Raw genomic sequence first — 14,787 nt, 5'->3', positions numbered from 1 at the left:
TTGAAACAAAGAGTAGTAATTACCGGAATGGGCGTAATGACATCGCTCGGAAAAGATTTGGAAACGTTCTGGGGAAGTTTAATGGCAGGCAAGTCCGGAATCTCTCAGATTGAGGCCTTTGATGTGAGTGAATACACGACACAAATTGCGGCCGAAATTAAGGATTTCAACCCGGATGAATATATGGATCGCAAGGATGCTCGCAAAATGGACCGCTTTGTTCAATTTGCTGTAGCAGCTGGTTTCAAAGCTGTTGAAGACAGTGGTTTGAAGATTAATGAGAACATCGAAGCCGAGCGCTTTGGTGTATCCATCGGATCAGGTATTGGCGGATTGGGAACTTGGGAGGACCAGCACAATGCATTGCTGCAAAAAGGTCCAAAACGGGTAAGCCCATTCTTCATCCCTATGATGATCTCTAACATGGCTTCTGGCCAAATGTCGATTTCTCTTGGAGCTAAAGGTCCAAACACCAACGTTGTAACAGCCTGCGCTACAGGAACGCATTCCATTGGAGACTCTTTCAAGATGATTGCAAATGGGGATGCAGATGCCATGATCTGCGGTGGTGCGGAAGCGACAATCCGGCCAACGGGTCTGGCTGGTTTCTGTGCAATGCGCGCGATGTCTACACGCAATGACGAACCGGCTAAGGCAAGCCGTCCTTTTGATACAGGACGTGACGGATTCGTGATGGGTGAAGGAGCAGGCATTCTGATTCTGGAATCCTTGGAACATGCTCAAAAACGTGGTGCACGTATCTACGGTGAAGTGATCGGTTACGGTCTGACTGGAGATGCGCATCATATGACTGAGCCGGATCCGGATGGAGCAGCACGCTGCATGAAGATGGCTCTTCGCAATGCCGGAATTGAACCGGAAGAAGTGGACTACATCAATGCACATGGTACATCAACTCCTGTAGGTGACCGATCCGAAACACTGGCGATCAAAAAGGCGTTTGGTGATCACGCGTACAAGCTTGCAGTAAGTTCCACTAAATCAATGACAGGTCACATGCTGGGTGCAGCTGGTGGCGTGGAAGCCGTAATTTGCGGATTGTCTCTGACTCATCAGACACTCGCACCTACGATCAATTTGGAAAACCAGGATCCGGAATGTGATCTGGATTATGTTCCGAATGTTCCGCGTGAAACCAACGTGAACGTAGTCATGTCCAACTCGTTTGGATTCGGCGGTCACAATGCCACCATTATTCTCAAAAAATTTGAAGCATAAGGGGCTAGTTCGTTTGAGTGAAGATCTGAAGCAGTTACAACACAAACTTCAAATCAAATTTGACAACAGGCAGCTTCTAAAACAAGCGTTTACCCATGCTTCTTATGTAAACGAACACCGATTCAGTCAGCACCAGGATAACGAACGTCTGGAGTTCTTGGGCGATGCGGTGCTTGAGTTGACTGTATCGGAATACTTGTATCATTTGTATCCTAACCGTCCGGAAGGTGAATTAACGAAGCTGCGGGCATCTATTGTCTGCGAGCCTTCCCTCGTCAAATTTGCAGAAGCACTTGGTTTTGGTCAGTATGTACTTCTTGGTAAAGGTGAGGAACTGACGGGAGGACGAACACGGCCGGCTTTGCTGGCTGATGTGTTTGAATCTTTCATCGGTGCATTGTATCTGGATCAGGGACTGGAGCCAGTCAGAACGTTTCTGGACCAGCATGTTTTTCCGTTGATCGTTCTGGGCGGCAAGCTTCAGATGAGCGATTACAAGACGGAACTGCAGGAACTCACTCAGCATCACAATATGGGAGCTCTTGAGTATCGGATCGTCGAAGAACGGGGCCCTGCCCATGAACGTGAGTTTGTCTCGGAGGTCCATATGGGTCAAGAACGGCTTGGCAGAGGTACAGGACGTTCCAAAAAGGAAGCCGAGCAGCAGGCTGCATCCGCAGCGCTTGATCGATTGAAGCTTCCGGAAGCCTGAGCTTTACCGGGTAGCGCATAGACAAACGAAGAGCAAAGAGCAGCCCCTCGGGTCCGCCCCGGCGGAAATTATCGGCCGGACTGCTTTTTGCTCTTTTTTTTGTAAAGAGAGGATTGGGAAAAATGATTCACTCCTAATCCAAGATCAGCGCTGAAGGAGCACATGAAATAAGCAAGAGGAGGTGACGGGATACCCTATGTTTCTGAAACGAATTGAACTGGGTGGATTCAAGTCATTCGCCGACAAAACAGAGATGGAATTCGTTCGCGGCATTACGGCTGTAGTGGGTCCGAACGGAAGTGGCAAGAGTAATATTTCAGACGGGATTCGCTGGGTACTTGGGGAACAAAGTGCCAAATCCCTACGGGGCGGCAAAATGGAAGACATCATTTTTGCCGGCAGCGATGCAAGAAAAGCCGTCAATTACGGTGAAGTGTCGTTAACGCTGGATAATGAAGATCACGCGCTTGCCCTTGATTTTGGTGAAGTGACAGTGACACGTCGTGTACATCGCAGCGGGGACAGTGAATATTTTATCAACAAACAGTCCTGTCGGCTGAAGGATATAACGGAATTGTTTATGGATACCGGGATCGGTAAGGAAGCTTACTCCATTATCGGACAGGGACGTATCGAGGAAATTTTGAGTACTCGTTCCGAGGATCGCAGGGGTATCTTTGAAGAGGCATCCGGTATTGTCAAGTATAAATCCCGTAAGCGGGATGCTACACGCAAGCTGGACGAGACGGAGCAGAACTTGCTGCGTATTCACGATTTGGTTACAGAACTGGAGGACCAGATTGGCCCATTGAGAGAGCAGTCGGAAAAAGCAATTCACTACAAGGAATTGCGTGGACAGCTCAAATCGAAGGAAATCTCCATGTATGTCTACCAGATCGAACAGATTCATGCGTCCTGGAGCAAGGCGAATGAACGGCTACAGTCGCTAAAAGAAGAAGAAGTCGGCCTTGCAGCAATTGTTTCCACACATGATGCCAAGCTGGAGAGCGACCGGAATGCACTGCGAATCTTGGAAACGGAGACGGAAGAGCTGCAATCTGCCTTGCTGCAGTTCAGTGAAGCAACAGAGAAAAGTGAAGGTATTGGAGAATTGCTCAAAGAACGTTCTCGTCATCTGCAAACCAATCATGAGCAGCTCACGGTTACACTTGCTGCGAGTGAAGAACGACATCGGGAACGTGAGGCTGAGCTGCTTGCATTACGTGAGAAGTTTGGCAATCTGGAGCAGGAACTGGGTGACGTGCGAAACCGTCTGTCTGAAGAAGAAGCGAAGCTCATTGGCGTTACGGGCGGAATCAGCCAGCAGCAGGAAGAAAGCCTTAAGGGGAATTTGCTGGAACTGATGAACCAGATGGCTCAGACGCGCAACGAGATCCGATACGCCGATCAGCAGAAAGAGTCGCTTGAACGTCGCATGAACCGTGCATCCGAAGAATCCGGCAAGTGGGAAGAGCAGAAGGAAACGCTCGAAGCTCGAAAAGCCGAGATTCAGAAAAAAGTAGTCCGCCTGGGTAAAGAGATCAGTGACTTGCGCGGCGGATATATAACTGAAAGTGAACGTCTGCAATCTTTGCAGAAGCTGCTGGAAGAGAGTCGCAGCACAGTTCGAAAATGGGAACAGAAGCGCGAAGCTCAGGTATCCCGCCGGGATACGATGAAAGAGATGCAGGATGATTTTGACGGATTTATGCTTGGGGTTAAAGAAGTCCTCAAAGCTTCTCGCAAAGGCACTCTTAGTGGTGTACATGGAGCCGTGGCGGAACTGGTTAAAGTTCCTGAAAAAATCGAATTGGCTGTGGAAACGGCAATGGGTGCTGCACTTCAGCATGTCGTTATGGAAAACGAGTCGGTCTCCAGACAGGCCATCGCATTCCTTAAGCAGCGCCAGCTCGGCAGGGCCACATTCCTGCCGCTTGATGTCATTCGTCCACGCACCGTTGGTTCCAGTGAGCGTTCCATGATCGAAGGCATGGATGGTTTCGTGGGAATTGGTGCGGATCTTGTACACTTCGATTCCCGTTATGCAAATATCATTGGAAGCCTGCTCGGGAATGTCATCATTGCTGAAACGTTGGAATACGCGAATAAAATTGCGGCACGCTGTCAGTACCGTTTCCGCGTCGTGACCCTTGAAGGGGATGTAGTCAATGCGGGCGGTTCCATGACAGGAGGAAGCCAGCACAAGAAAAATGTAAGTCTGCTCAGCCGGAAACGGCAGCTGGATCAACTGGATCAGGATATTTTGGATACCGAAAACCAGATTGTGAAGCTGCACCGCAGTGTTGATGATGTGAAAACCCAGTTGGAACAATGCCAGGACAAGCTGGATGAACTGCGTCAATCAGGTGATGATACACGAAATGCCGAACAGCAGGCATCGATGGAAATGAAACAGGTCGAGCACGAGCTGCGTCACGTGTTGGAACAGGTTGCGGTAGCCGGCCAGGAGAAAAGTGGATTTACTGAAGAAATCAAAGAGATGGATACGGCACGCGAAGCAGCTGTGCAGAAGCTGGAGCAGCTTGAAGAGGAAGAGAAGGCAACTCACCGTGCCATCCATGCTGCAGAGTTTGCCCGCAAAGCGAATGAGTCTGCCAAGGAAGAGCTGCAGAGCCAGTTGACCGAATTGAAAGTCAGAGAAGGGAAACTGGATCAGGAACGGTTCTCAAATGAGGAGCAGCTGCGCCGATTGGAGCGTGAAGTGGAGTCGCTGGTCAAAGATTTACGTCAAAACCGGACACTGCTGGCTTCCATGGAAGCAGACCTGAAGAAAACGCAGGTGGAGAGCGTCAAACAGATTGAAGATCTGAACCAGTTCAAGCTGAAGAAAACGGAAGCTTCCGAGCAGCTGGATTTCAAGCGAGCTGCACGAAGTGAGCTGTCGAAGAAGCTTGAACTTGCTGAGAGTGAAACGAAGGAACAGCGTACACAGTTAAAAGCGGTAGAGGAACAGATGCGTCAGACGGAGATTTCCGTAAACAGGCTTGATGTTGAACTCGAAAACATACTGCGTAAACTGATGGACGACTATGAACTTGGTTATGAGCTCGCGAAAGAACGATATCCAGTACCGGAAGATGTAGAGAGCACTCAGGCCGAAGTACAGAAGCTTAAGCGCAGTATCTCAGCTCTGGGTGAAGTCAATCTAGGGGCGATTGAGGAATTCCAGCGGGTTAACGAACGTTACGAGTTCCTGAATGAGCAGAAAAATGATCTGGTGGAAGCTAAAACGACGTTGTACCAGGTCATCCGTGAGATGGAAGATGAGATGGCTAAACGTTTCAAGACAACGTTTGATGCAATCCGCCGTGAGTTCGGTACGGTATTTACCAAGCTATTTGGCGGTGGGCGTGCGGATCTGGTTCTGATGGACCCGGAACGGCTATTGGAAACCGGAATTGATATCGTTGCCCAGCCACCAGGCAAAAAACTGCAAAACCTGCAGCTCTTATCTGGCGGAGAACGCGCATTAACGGCAATGGCCCTGCTATTCGCCATCTTGCACGTGAAGCCAGTACCGTTCTGTGTGCTGGATGAAGTCGAAGCAGCGCTGGATGAGGCCAATGTGGTACGTTTCGCCCAGTATTTGCGGGAATTCTCCGAACAGACACAGTTTATCGTTGTTACTCACCGGAAGGGCACAATGGAAGAAGCAGATGTACTATACGGTGTCACCATGGAAGAGGGCGGAGTATCGAAGCTCGTTTCGGTTAGACTGGAAGATGAGGAAGCCGAAATAGCCAGTGCTTAAAGAATTCAATCATGCATCAGAAATTGTTAATTAAATAAACAGCACTAAGATTACGTACACGATGGAGGGGCTTTATGAGTTTCTTTAAGAAGCTGAGAGACAGCATTGCAAGCAAAACGGAGTCGGTAACAAAACAGTTCAAGGATGGACTGGAGAAGACTCGTAAAGGGCTTGTGGAGAAAGTATCCGATCTCGTTATTCGCCGCAAAAAGATCGATGAGGAATTCTATGAGGAACTGGAAGAAATCCTGATTGGAGCGGATGTTGGGGTCAATACCGTCATGAACCTGATTGAAGACCTGCGTGTTGAGGTCAAAAAACGCAAAATTGAAGACGCGGCTGAATTGCAGCCTGTGTTGTCCGAGAAATTGACAGACCTCCTGCGCGGTGAACAAAATAACGAACTGAAGATGAATCCGGATGGCATTACCGTTATTCTGTTTGTCGGTGTCAACGGCGTAGGTAAAACAACAACGATCGGCAAGCTGGCACATCGTTTCAAACAGCAGGGCAAAAAAGTCATTATGGCTGCTGGTGATACCTTCCGTGCCGGTGCAATTGAGCAGCTAGAGGTATGGGGACAGCGTGCCGGCGTTGAAGTCATCAAGCAGCAGGCTGGATCAGATCCGGCCGCGGTTATGTATGATGCTGTGCAAGCAGCCAAACAGCGGGGAGCAGATGTTTTGCTTTGCGATACCGCAGGTCGTCTACAGAACAAATCCAATCTCATGGAGGAGCTGAACAAGATCTATCGTGTTATTCAGCGTGAAATCCCGGAAGCTCCACACGAAGTATTGATGGTTCTCGATGCGACAACTGGACAGAATGCATTGAATCAGGCCAAACTGTTTGGGGAGAAAAGCGGCGTGACTGGACTCGTACTGACGAAGCTGGATGGTACGGCGAAAGGTGGTATTGTCGTTGCCATTCGTCAGGAACTGGATCTGCCAGTGAAGATGGTAGGTCTTGGTGAGAAAATTGACGATCTGCAGCCATTTGATTCCGAGCAATTCGTGCATGCGTTGTTTGCCGGACTGATCCAAGAGCAACCGGATCAGGACGCAGAAGATGAGGAAGCCAGTTCTTAGAACCATTAATAAATAGGATGAATTAATAGCGTTAACCGTATTGCCAGTGATATACGTGATAAGTGTCACGTGTAATGTCACTGGCAATACGTGTATAATGGGAATAAAGAAGGCAAGGCTAAAGGGCTAGAAAGGATGGTTGATATGGCCAATACCTATACCTATTCCCGTCGTGAGGAAGTCGCCAATGCGGTGACTCATGGAATCGGCGCTGCGCTCAGTGTTGCTGCACTGGTGCTGTTGATTGTATTTTCGAGTATGAAAGGCACGGCTTGGCATGTGGTCAGTTTCACGATCTACGGGATCACCATGTTGCTGCTCTATACGAGCTCTACACTCGTGCATGCATGGAAAGATGGAAAAATGAAAGATTTATTTGAGATTTTCGACCATTCTTCCATTTATTTGTTTATTGCTGGATCGTACACTCCGCTTCTGTTTATTGCTGTTCGCGGCACACTTGGTTGGACCCTATTCGGTGTAATCTGGGGAATCGCATTATTCGGCGTGATCTTTAAGGCGTTTTTTACGAAAAGGTTTCTATTCATGTCCACGATTTTCTATATTGCGATGGGCTGGCTCATCGTTATTGCCTGGCAACCGCTCATGGCTGCCATTCCTACAGGCGGAATCGTGCTGCTGGTTGCTGGAGGTCTGATGTATACACTGGGTACGCTTTTTTATGTGTGGCGTGGATTTCCGTATCACCATGCGATTTGGCATCTCTTTGTGTTGGCAGGCAGTATTCTTCATTTCTTTATGGTACTGCTGTACCTGACACCACTTCGCTAGAACACAGTAGATAGTGTAAAACGAATCGGCTCCATCTGTGGAGACCCATTCGTTTTTTGTTCTATATAAAGGATGCAGCAGGTCGTATTCTACTGTATAGGAATGGCTAAGATCAACCGTATAGGCACGAAAAAAGAGTGCAAATTGAACGTTTTTATTGTGACAAGTATTTTTGCTTGACATCCTGATTTGTTTTCGGTATTATTAGGAACGTTGCAAGAGTGTAAAGTGTTTTTCCTTGACGAAGGGAGTGCCCCGATATGAGTCAAGAAAACCGGCTTGAGAAGACAAACCGGATTAACTTGCTGTTTGCTTTCTATGAACGTTTGCTTACTGAGAAACAGCAAACATTTCTGAAATATTACTTTCATGATGATTTCTCGCTTGGTGAAATTGCAGCCGAGTTCGAGATCAGCCGCCAGGCGGTATATGAGCATATCAAGCGTGCTGAACAGGTGCTGGAAAATTACGAAAGCAAGCTTGGCTTGCTGGAGAAGCACGAACGACGTAGCCGCAATCTCGAAGATTTGCAAAATGCACTGGAACGCGCAGGCGTCTCCATTGATAACAACAAACAAATAAACGATATTGTTCACCAGCTTCGGGAATAAGGAAGTGGGACGGAACGTATCGGTTCCAAAAACAGTATTACAGCTTAAGGAGGTGGGATCATGGCATTTGAAGGATTAACGACCCGATTGCAGAATGTGTTCAGCAAGCTGCGCGGCAAAGGCAAGGTGTCGGATGAAGATGTTGCCGAAGCTATGCGTGAGGTACGTCTGGCATTGCTCGAAGCGGATGTAAACTTCAAAGTGGTCAAGGAATTCATCGCCAAGGTGAAAGAGAAAGCTGTTGGCAAGGAAGTCATGGAAAGCTTCACGCCAGGCATGGTAATTATCGACATCGTTAACAAGGAACTGACGGACTTGATGGGTGGAAGCCAGTCGAAACTGGCTAAAGCGAACAAGCCGCCTACGGTGCTGATGATGGTAGGTTTGCAGGGTGCTGGTAAAACGACAACATCCGGTAAATTAGCTAAGATGCTGCAAAAGCAAAACAGCCGACCATTGCTGGTTGCGGGGGATATTTATCGTCCTGCAGCGATCAAGCAATTGCAAGTACTGGGTGAGCAGATCAAGGCTCCGGTGTTTACATTGGGAGATCAGACAAGCCCGGTGGAGATCGCACGTCAGGGTCTGCAGCATGCCAAAGATAACGGCAATGACTATGTTATCATCGATACCGCGGGACGTTTGCACGTTGATGAGGAATTGATGGAAGAGCTGCGACAGATTCACAGCGTAGTGAATCCAGACGAAGTCCTGCTTGTGGTCGATAGCATGACCGGTCAGGATGCTGTTAATGTGGCGGAACACTTTAACCAGCAGCTTGACTTGACTGGGGTCGTTTTGACCAAACTGGACGGCGATACGCGCGGTGGTGCGGCACTTTCTGTTAAAGCAGTAACCGGCTGCCCCATCAAGTTTGCGTCGCTCGGCGAGAAGCTCGATGCTCTTGAACCGTTCCATCCGGAACGGATGGCTTCACGGATCCTCGGCATGGGGGATATGCTTTCCCTGATTGAGAAAGCACAATCCAACATTGATACCGAAAAAGCCAAGGAAATGGAACGTAAGATGCGTAATGCAGAATTTACGTTCGAGGATTTCCTGGAGCAAATGGATCAGGTGAAGAAGCTGGGACCTATCGATCAGATCATGGATATGATTCCCGGCATGGGCAAGATGAAGCAAGCCAAGGACCTGAAAGTGGACGACAAGCAAATGGGCCGGATTGAAGCGATTGTGTACTCCATGACTACCGAGGAGAAGCGCAACCCCGACATGATCAATCATAGTCGCCGGAAACGTATTGCTACAGGTAGTGGTACATCTTTGGCTGAGGTTAATCGCCTAATCAAGCAGTTTGATGAAATGCGCCGCATGATGAAACAGTTCTCGGATATGATGGGACCTAAAGGCGGCAAGAACAAGGCAATGAAGCAGCTGAAGGGTCTTGGCAAAGGAATGAAGTTTCCTTTCCGTTGATTGCAAGGGTTGCTGAGGAATATACAGATTTCATTGAAGGAGGTGAATTTTCAAATGGCAGTTCGTATTCGTCTGAAACGTATGGGTGCTCACAAAGCTCCTTTCTACCGCGTAGTGGTATCGGATTCCCGTTCCCCACGTGACGGTCGTTTTATCGAGGAGATCGGTTACTACAACCCGGTTGAACAACCGGCTGTTGTTAAGATCGATGAAGATAAAGCATTGCAATGGCTTCAAAACGGTGCGCAAGCATCCGACACTGTCCGCAACTTGCTGAGCAAAGCGGGCGTGATGAAGAAGTTCCACGAGTCTAAATTGACTAAATAAGGTGCTGATTCGGAGGGTCATCTATGGAAGAATTAGTAAGCATAATTGCTAAGGCTTTGGTCGATCATCCGGAAGATGTGGCGGTTCGGACGGTTGAGAAAGACCGGCTTGTCGTTTACGAGTTAACTGTTCATCCTGACGATGTCGGGAAGGTTATTGGTAAACAAGGGCGAATCGCAAAATCTCTTCGTACGGTCGTCACATCAGCAGCAGTTAAGATGGATAAACGGGTTACCGTCGATATCATATCTTAAAGATATACGAAAGGGGGTTAGGATGCATGTCCTAGCCCCTTTTCGTGCATGCTGAAACTTAAATATTATAATTGAGTAGCTCATCAAACATGAATAACGCTCGCGCTTGCCTTTATCACTGAATTTTGACCTTTGAATAATGAAATTTAAAATTAGAGGATTACAGCGATTGGATAACGAGTTGTAACCGGTCGACTGTAGGAAGATCATGACTATGAACAATATTGAATGAAATGCAGGAGGAACGTATGGCAGAGTTTATGAATGTAGGTAAAATCGTCAATACCCACGGAATTCGTGGTGAGTTGAAAATCATGCCTTTAACCGATTTCCCGGAAGTGCGTTTTGCGAAAAATGCGGAGCTGTATTTGTTTACACCCGACAACCACCCGGTGCTGGTTCATGTGGAATCGGCACGATTGCATAAAAATATGTATATCGTTCGATTGAAGGAATACGGAAACATTAATGAAGTGGAAAAGTTCAAAGGCAGCATAGCCAAAGTCTCCAAAGAGAATTTGGCTGAGCTGGAGGAGAATGAGTATTACTTCCACCAAATCGTTGGATGTACTGTTGTGACTGAAGAAGGTGAGAACCTGGGAACAATCTCCGAGATTCTGACACCTGGAGCCAACGACGTATGGGTTGTTAAAACGGCGGCAGGCAAGGAAATTCTGTTACCTGTTATTGACGATGTGGTGCTTGATGTCGATGTGAATGAGAAACTGGTTAAGGTTCATCTGATGGAAGGATTGCTTTAACATGAGAGTAGATGTACTAACATTATTTCCAGAAATGTTCGAAGGTGTATTCGGGACAAGCATTCTTGGCAAAGCTCAGACGAAGGGGCTCGTTTCACTGAATGCAGTAAACTTCCGGAACTATGCTACGAACAAACACAATACGGTTGATGATACACCTTATGGCGGAGGCGGAGGGATGGTATTAAAGCCTGATCCGATCTTTGCTGCTGTGGAGGATGTCCTTGAAAAGCGCAGCGAAGAGTCAGCAGCAGCATCGACCAAACCTCCTCGCATCATTTTAATGTGTCCGCAAGGTGAGACGTTTACACAGAAAAAAGCGGAAGAGCTGGTACAAGAAGATCATCTGATTTTTATCTGTGGGCATTATGAAGGCTATGATGAGCGTATTCGCGAATTTCTCGTCACCGACGAATTATCCATAGGGGATTATGTGTTAACCGGAGGTGAGCTGCCTGCAATGGTTGCCATTGACAGTGTTGCTCGTTTGATCCCGGGTGTACTCGGGAACGAGACGAGTGCGGTGACAGATTCGTTCAGCACAGGGCTGCTCGAATATCCGCATTATACACGACCGCCTGAATTCAGAGGCATGAAGGTACCGGATGTGCTGTTATCTGGACATCATCTGAATATTGATGCATGGCGCAGAGAACAATCTCTGATCCGTACGCTGGAACGCAGACCGGATATGCTGAATACTGCTGAATTAACGGAAAAAGAACGGATATGGCTCGATAAACTTCGTTCTGAGATGGAACGGACTTCTGAGTAGCTGCACATATTTTATGATCGCATGATAAGTAGCATAGCTATGAATACAAGATACAGGCCACCCTTTAGGTTACGGGGGTGGTCTTTTTTTGTTGTGGAGGTGTATGCTGTGAATTTCGTAGCGACTGAAAATGTAAAAAGCTGGATTAAATATGTAGACTATTATAGAATATAATTATGAAACATTGTTTCACCAAATGAAACGGAGAGGGGGTATTTTGAAATGACTTATAATTTCTATGGTCTGGATCATGTCCAACTTGCGGCGCCAGAAGGATGTGAAGGGGAAGCACGGATATTTTTTCATAACCTTATGGGATGGACAGAAATTCCGAAACCTGAAGCCCTAAAAAAACGTGGTGGCGTGTGGTTTCTATGTGGAACTCATCAGGTGCATATTGGAGTACAAAAAGATTTTGTGCCCGCTACTAAAGCTCATCCAGCATTTCACGTTCAGAACTTAGACTTACTTAAAGAACATTTAAGTGGTAAACAGGTTCATATCATAGATGACGATGCGAGAACGGACGAAGGTGTACAACGCTTCTATGTTCACGATCCTTTTGGCAATAGGTTGGAGTTTTTGGAATGGATTAAATAAGAAGAGGCATCGTTCGTATCCTGCAGGAGTAATCAATGTGAATGTTCACTTTTTCAGGAATTCAGAACAAGAGCTGTCAAGAACAGATGAGATCTTTATGTTAAATTTAGGGTGAGCAATCTATAACGATAAAACGGAGGAGGAAGATTATGTATCATCAGCCTTACGAGATCGGCAGAATAGATATAAGTAAAGCCGGGGAACGTTGCAAAATGCTTCTCGGAGACCTGAATGGAGATGGACGATTAGAGATGCTGCTGGTTCAAGCCGATGGCGGAATCGATGACCGTTATGTTCCGCATCAGGTATCCTGTCTGACGGCATTTGATCTGGATGGAGAGCTCCTCTGGCAAGTGGGAAAACCTGATCCGGATGCAGGTGGTCCAGGATCGGATTACCCCGCTCAAATTGCGGATTGGGATGGAGACGGGAACAATGAAGTCATTTGTATCATGGGTAAGAAGTTTCTGATTCTGGACGGAAAAACCGGAGATATTAAAAGTACACATTCTTTACCGGGTGACGAGGCACATGACTGCATTATTCTTGCGAATCTGACCGGGGATGAACAAAAGCTGGATGTCATAATCAAGGATCGGTATAAAACCTTATGGGCACTCGATCATGATTTCAATCTTCTATGGAAGCACGAAGGCAATGTAGGACATTTCCCATGGGTATACGATATCGACGCCGATGGGAAGGATGAGGTTATGGCAGGCTATGACATGCTGGATCATGACGGAACCTTGCTATGGTCTTGCACTGATCTGGACGATCATGCGGATTGTATCTGGTTTGGAGATGTGAACGGTGATGGTCATATTGAAATAGTTATCGGCGGCAGTGTAACGGTAATGATGGACCGTTACGGCCATGAGATATGGCGGTATGCCGATTCTATTGAATCGCAGCACATCGCGTTAGGAAAGTTTTGCGAAGTGCTGCCCGGTTTGCAGGTCGCTGGTCTTGATCGTATCATTCGCGGTGATCAGCATGGAAAAGACGGAATGTTTTTGCTGGATTGTGAGGGAAAAGAACTCTGGACGGAAGTTCGGACTACACGTGGCTGGCTAACGATTATAGAGCCTGTACGGGACTGGGATGACAGTGGACTGGATTATGTATTGGCTTATCGTAGAGGCGGAGGGGTACTGCCTTCTTTGGTAGATGGACAGATGCAAACGGTTGCAGAATTCGGGAAAGAAGGATATGCCGTACATGCGGATCTCTGTCAGACCGGGAAGGAACAAATCATCATCTACGACATGACTGAAGCTGTCCTGTATTCCAGCTCCAAGATTGAACTGACCCCATGGACCTCCAAAAAAGCCGAGCCGCAGTCCAAAAGACTGTACAGCTCGACTCTATATCCAGGCGGAGAAGTGTTGGTTTAGCTACTATTGACTGGTGTCGACCAAAGGGAGTATATCCGACTGATCTGCCTTTGGGTTCAGCAATGTGGCTAAATCCGTTCCGGTTGTCACTGTTAGTCTTGGGAGCTTCATCGGGTTATCACCTGGTTGAACAAAACCTGAGCGAACCGAGAAGGCCATGCGATAACCATTTTGCTGCAGCTGATAAATCATCTGTGTGCTGGTGTAACCGAAAGGATATGCCAAATAGGGCGTGTCGATTCCCTTTTCCTTCATCATCTTGATATCATCGTTCAGCAGGCTTGTATCAAGTCCCACAGGCACGCTCTCACCGCAGCGCATAAACCCCTTGTGATGCAAGTTATAGGTGTGGCTGTTAAACTCAAATACATCTGCTGCTGCCTTCATCTCCGGTTCGGAGATAAATGTTTTTTTGGCGGGATCAAAATCAGCTGGCTGATCCTGAATCTTGCTGCCGATGACAAAGAGAGAAGCATGAAAATTATATTTTTTGAGTACGGGATAGGCAAGTGTATAATTGTTCTGATATCCGTCATCAAAAGTGATGACAATAGACTTCTTGGGTAGTGAGATCAGACCATTCACATAGTCTTCCAGCTGCTCCAATGTAATCGTATTGTACCCTTCATCATGCAAGTACTTCATATTGTCTTCGAAATCCTCAAGATTAATAACAGACTTGTTTCCTGTTTCGTGATTATTCACTTTGGGCTGTATGTAGTGATACATGAGTACAGGAACTTCCGTAGCTGTACCAGGCGCAACTTGGAAGGTAGCCAGATTCAGACCGGTCCTGCTAGAGTAGTCTGTGTGTGACATCAGGAACGCTTTACGCTTGACCATGTCCCAGGATGTACATGCTTTGTGTGATAGTGCATTTGTAGGATGATTAACAGCATAGGCATATAGCGTAATGATGCAAGTGACTGCGGCTAGTGTCGCAAGGGTAAATCTTTTCCAATGTTTCATAGTTCAGTTGTTTCTCCTTATACAATTTCATTTCTTAGTGCAATTGAGACAGG

14 protein-coding genes are annotated in these 14,787 nt (G+C 47.2%); 13 read left to right on the top strand and 1 reads right to left on the bottom strand.

What is annotated here, in order from left to right:
• The 13 genes from fabF to CHI14_RS07695 all read left to right on the top strand — a co-directional run bounded on the left by fabF (position 1) and on the right by CHI14_RS07695 (position 13,765).
• On the top strand, positions 1-1,239 hold the full coding sequence (gene fabF, locus CHI14_RS07755) for a beta-ketoacyl-ACP synthase II (protein WP_095287861.1): 1,239 nt from the start codon (positions 1-3) through the stop codon (positions 1,237-1,239).
• Between the two features lie 13 nt (positions 1,240-1,252).
• Positions 1,253-1,951 carry a ribonuclease III gene (rnc, locus tag CHI14_RS07750; protein WP_095287860.1) on the top strand — a complete coding sequence of 233 codons (699 nt, stop codon included), beginning with the start codon at positions 1,253-1,255 and terminating at the stop codon, positions 1,949-1,951.
• Between the two features lie 196 nt (positions 1,952-2,147).
• Entirely contained in the window at positions 2,148-5,723 is a 3,576-nt protein-coding gene (smc, locus tag CHI14_RS07745) for a chromosome segregation protein SMC (RefSeq protein WP_095287859.1), read from the top strand.
• 74 nt (positions 5,724-5,797) lie between these two features.
• The gene (gene ftsY, locus CHI14_RS07740) at positions 5,798-6,811 is read left to right on the top strand and encodes a signal recognition particle-docking protein FtsY (RefSeq protein ID WP_095287858.1); all 1,014 of its coding nucleotides are present in this window, start codon (positions 5,798-5,800) and stop codon (positions 6,809-6,811) included.
• Positions 6,812-6,955: 144 nt separating this feature from the next.
• Positions 6,956-7,603 carry a PAQR family membrane homeostasis protein TrhA gene (gene trhA, locus CHI14_RS07735; RefSeq protein WP_064639088.1) on the top strand — a complete coding sequence of 216 codons (648 nt, stop codon included), beginning with the start codon at positions 6,956-6,958 and terminating at the stop codon, positions 7,601-7,603.
• Between the two features lie 260 nt (positions 7,604-7,863).
• Positions 7,864-8,214, top strand: coding sequence for a putative DNA-binding protein (locus CHI14_RS07730; protein WP_095287857.1), 351 nt, complete (start codon positions 7,864-7,866; stop codon positions 8,212-8,214).
• 60 nt (positions 8,215-8,274) lie between these two features.
• Complete coding sequence (gene ffh / locus CHI14_RS07725) at positions 8,275-9,651, top strand: signal recognition particle protein (protein ID WP_024630183.1); 1,377 nt, start codon at positions 8,275-8,277, stop codon at positions 9,649-9,651.
• A gap of 54 nt (positions 9,652-9,705) precedes the next feature.
• The gene (rpsP, locus tag CHI14_RS07720; RefSeq protein WP_024630184.1) at positions 9,706-9,978 is read left to right on the top strand and encodes a 30S ribosomal protein S16; all 273 of its coding nucleotides are present in this window, start codon (positions 9,706-9,708) and stop codon (positions 9,976-9,978) included.
• Between the two features lie 23 nt (positions 9,979-10,001).
• Positions 10,002-10,232 (top strand): KH domain-containing protein, encoded by a 231-nt coding sequence (locus tag CHI14_RS07715; RefSeq protein WP_024630185.1) that lies wholly within the window; start codon positions 10,002-10,004, stop codon positions 10,230-10,232.
• Positions 10,233-10,480: 248 nt separating this feature from the next.
• Positions 10,481-10,993: a ribosome maturation factor RimM gene (rimM, locus tag CHI14_RS07710; protein WP_095287856.1), complete on the top strand. Its 513-nt coding sequence runs from the start codon at positions 10,481-10,483 to the stop codon at positions 10,991-10,993.
• 1 nt (position 10,994) lies between these two features.
• The gene (trmD, locus tag CHI14_RS07705) at positions 10,995-11,768 is read left to right on the top strand and encodes a tRNA (guanosine(37)-N1)-methyltransferase TrmD (RefSeq protein ID WP_095287855.1); all 774 of its coding nucleotides are present in this window, start codon (positions 10,995-10,997) and stop codon (positions 11,766-11,768) included.
• Positions 11,769-11,990: 222 nt separating this feature from the next.
• Complete coding sequence (locus tag CHI14_RS07700; protein ID WP_095287854.1) at positions 11,991-12,368, top strand: VOC family protein; 378 nt, start codon at positions 11,991-11,993, stop codon at positions 12,366-12,368.
• 149 nt (positions 12,369-12,517) lie between these two features.
• Positions 12,518-13,765, top strand: a complete 1,248-nt coding sequence (locus CHI14_RS07695; RefSeq protein WP_095287853.1) for a hypothetical protein — start codon at positions 12,518-12,520, stop codon at positions 13,763-13,765.
• A 3-nt stretch (positions 13,766-13,768) separates the two neighbouring features.
• Here CHI14_RS07695 and CHI14_RS07690 read toward each other — a convergent pair whose 3' ends face one another.
• Positions 13,769-14,734: a polysaccharide deacetylase family protein gene (locus CHI14_RS07690; RefSeq protein WP_095287852.1), complete on the bottom strand. Its 966-nt coding sequence runs from the start codon at positions 14,732-14,734 to the stop codon at positions 13,769-13,771.
• Positions 14,735-14,787: the final 53 nt, after the last annotated feature.

Source organism: Paenibacillus sp. 7516, assembly GCF_002272715.1.
Lineage (GTDB): Bacteria > Bacillota > Bacilli > Paenibacillales > Paenibacillaceae > Paenibacillus > Paenibacillus illinoisensis_A.
This window is presented reverse-complemented; position numbering and strand designations above follow the sequence as displayed.